The following is a 3,068-nucleotide window of genomic DNA, read 5'->3' on the forward strand; positions in this document are numbered from 1 at the left end:
GTTATGGCGACGGGATACGGCAGGGAGCCGGAGGACATCATTTCGGAGGGGGAGGCCAGGAAGATCGCCTGGAGCGCAGGCCTCGTCCATGTCGAGGAGATCACGCGAGCCGGCGATCGCTGGGAGGTCGCCGGTCGCGGTGTCGACGATACCGAGATGGTCCTGGACATCGATATCAGAAATGGTCGGATTCTCGATTGAGGCCGGAAAGCCGCACCGCCCACCGAAATCGCCGCGGCACTCTTTCCCCGCGCCGACACAGCCCCTATATTCGTCAGTGCCGCTCGCAAGATCGGCTATGGCGATAAACGGATTACGTAATAAGCCTTTCGGACCCGGGGGCGGTACCCGGCGCCTCCACCAAAGCCCTGATATTGCAGGGTTTCGGCGGGGGCGAAATAGGATCGACGAGGGTGTAAAGGTCTTCCTTTTGCTCGGCATGGTTCCGCCGTTATCGGGCCGTTGCATAGTTGCCAACGACAACAATGCTCGGGTCGCCGTCGCCGCGTAAGCGGTGCTGGTTCCCAAACCAAAGCCCTTGCGCTTAGCCGCGTAAGGCGGGGCTCGGAGGCGCCTGGCAACAGAAGCCTCCACTTTCATTTTGGCCTGCCGGCTGTTCCCGCCGGACCAACAAGCGGAAACATCGACCCGATGTCCAAGGATGTGCTGCGTTACGATCTGATGGTTCAGGAGGCGCTGAAGGGCGTCGTCCGCAAGATCCTGACGGAGGCGGCACGCGACGGGCTGCCGGGCGAACACCATTTCTACGTCACCTTCCGCACGGGTGCGCCGGGCGTGCGCCTGTCGCAGCGCCTGCGCGAGAAACATCCGGACGAGATGACGATCGTCCTCCAGCATCAGTTCTGGGACCTCAGCGTCAGCGACCATGCCTTCGAGGTCGGCCTGTCCTTCTCGGGCGTGCCGGAGCGCCTGCTGATCCCCTTCGACGCGGTGACGACGTTCTTCGACCCTTCCGTCCAGTTCGGCCTGAAGTTCGAGACACAGGGTGACGCGGAGGAGGCCGGAGCCTCGCCGGCGGAACTGGCCCCGGTAGCCACGCCTGCCCCCGCCAAGGTCGTCCCTGCCGCCGTACCGGCCCTGAAGTCGCGTGCGGCGGCAACGGAGGCGCCCGACGAAAAGGGCGACGAAGCCGCGACTGCCGACACCGATGATGACGGCAAGGGCAGCGCCCAGGTCGTCAGCCTCGACTCCTTCCGCAAGAAGACCTGACGGACCCCTCCCCATGACCGAGACGCGCACCGAAACCGATTCCTTCGGCCCTATCGCGGTGCCTGCGGATCGATACTGGGGAGCTCAGACGCAGCGCTCGCTTGAGAATTTCAGGATCGGCGGCGAGCGTGAGCGCATGCCCCTGCCGCTCATCCATGCTCTCGTCCTGGTCAAGAAGGCCGCCGCCCATGTCAACGCCCGGCTCGGCTTGCTCGACCAGCGCGTCGCCGGCGCGATCGGGCACGCTGCGGATGAGGCCCTAGCCGGCAAGTTCGACGGCCATTTCCCGCTGGTGATCTGGCAGACCGGTTCCGGTACGCAATCCAACATGAACGCCAACGAGGTGTTGGCGAACCGGGCCAACGAGCTGCTTGGCGCCGGCCTCGGCGCCAAGAGCCCCGTCCACCCCAACGACCACGTCAATCGTGGCCAGTCGTCGAACGACTCGTTCCCGACCGCCATGCATGTCGCCGCGGTCCTCGAGATCAGCCGCAAGCTGCTTCCGGCGCTACGCAATCTCGAAAAGGCGCTCAACGCCAAGGCCGATGCCTTCAGGCATCTCGTCAAGATCGGCCGCACCCATCTGCAGGATGCCACGCCCGTCACGCTCGGCCAGGAATTCTCCGGCTATGCCATGCAGCTCCATCTCGGCATCGGCCGTATCGAGGCCGCGCTCGGCGGGCTTTATGCGCTGGCACAGGGCGGCACGGCCGTCGGCACCGGCCTGAACACCCATCCCGACTTCGCGGTGCTCTTTGCCAAGGAAGTCGCGACCCTGACCGGCCTGCCCTTCCGCACGGCCGAGAACAAGTTCGAGGCGCTGGCGAGCCACGGTGCTCTCGCAGCGGCTCATGGTGTGCTGGCGGCGCTGGCCTCCGATCTGTTCAAGATCGCCAACGACATCCGCCTGATGGGCTCCGGCCCGCGCTCGGGCCTCGGCGAGATCAGCCTGCCCGAGAACGAGCCGGGCTCGTCGATCATGCCCGGCAAGGTCAACCCTACCCAGGCCGAGGCGCTGACGATGGTTGCGACCCAGGTGCACGGCAACCAGGCCACGATCGGCTTCGCCGCGAGCCAGGGGCATTTCGAGCTCAACGTCTTCAAGCCGGTGATCGGCGCCGCCTTCCTGCAATCCGTCCGGCTGCTTGCCGATGCGGCTGACAGCTTCCGGACCAACTGCGTCGACGGCATCGAGGCCAACGAGACGCAGCTCAAGGAACTGCTGTCGCGTTCGCTCATGCTGGTGACGGCGCTTGCGCCGGCGATCGGCTACGACAAGGCTGCGAACATCGCCAAGGCCGCCCATCACAATGGCACGACGCTGCGCGACGAGGCGCTCAAGGCCGGCGTCGACGCCGATCTCTTCGACAGGACGGTCAAGCCAGAGCAGATGCTCGGCCCGGCCTGACACGGGTTTCGCCCATGGCCGAGATCATCAACCTCCGACGCGCGCGCAAGCAGAAGGCGCGGGCGGAAGCGGACAAGGCGGCCGAGCAGAACCGCATCAGCTTCGGCCGGACCAAGGCGGAGCGCAGCCTTGCCGAGGCCGAGCGTGACAAGGCGGCGCGCCATGTCGAAGGCCACAGGCTCGGCCGCGACGACAAGGAGCCGGAGCCGACATGAGCTCCGGGCGCAAGCGCTCGCTCAGCATCGCAGGCCATCGCACGAGCATCTCGCTGGAGAGCGAATTCTGGGACGCGCTGAAGGACATCGCCGTGACGGAGGGCCGCCCGGTCGCCGCCCTGGTCGCCGACATCGACTCCGGCCGCGGCGAACTCAATCTCTCCTCGGCCTTGCGCCTGCATGCCCTCGCCCATTACCGCCGGCTGGCCGAGGGG

Annotated in this window: 5 protein-coding genes and 1 other RNA gene; all 6 read left to right on the top strand. The window is 66.2% G+C overall.

Going from position 1 to position 3,068, the window contains the following annotated elements:
- Nucleotides 1-201: hypothetical protein (locus ACIPIA_RS13250; RefSeq protein WP_400510219.1), on the top strand; the 201-nt coding region annotated here is incomplete at its 5' end.
- A 38-nt stretch (nt 202-239) separates the two neighbouring features.
- Nucleotides 240-595, top strand: a transfer-messenger RNA (tmRNA) gene (gene ssrA / locus ACIPIA_RS13255).
- Between the two features lie 56 nt (nt 596-651).
- Nucleotides 652-1,230: an SspB family protein gene (locus tag ACIPIA_RS13260; RefSeq protein ID WP_400510221.1), complete on the top strand. Its 579-nt coding sequence runs from the start codon at nt 652-654 to the stop codon at nt 1,228-1,230.
- 13 nt (nt 1,231-1,243) lie between these two features.
- Nucleotides 1,244-2,638: a class II fumarate hydratase gene (gene fumC / locus ACIPIA_RS13265; protein ID WP_400510223.1), complete on the top strand. Its 1,395-nt coding sequence runs from the start codon at nt 1,244-1,246 to the stop codon at nt 2,636-2,638.
- A 14-nt stretch (nt 2,639-2,652) separates the two neighbouring features.
- On the top strand, nt 2,653-2,853 hold the full coding sequence (locus tag ACIPIA_RS13270) for a DUF4169 family protein (protein ID WP_400510225.1): 201 nt from the start codon (nt 2,653-2,655) through the stop codon (nt 2,851-2,853).
- The coding region (locus ACIPIA_RS13275; protein WP_400510227.1) for a ribbon-helix-helix domain-containing protein at nt 2,850-3,068 on the top strand (219 nt) is incomplete at its 3' end. The genes ACIPIA_RS13270 and ACIPIA_RS13275, both read left to right, overlap by 4 nt.

This window comes from Allobosea sp. CER48 (assembly GCF_044752385.1).
GTDB lineage: Bacteria > Pseudomonadota > Alphaproteobacteria > Rhizobiales > Beijerinckiaceae > Allobosea.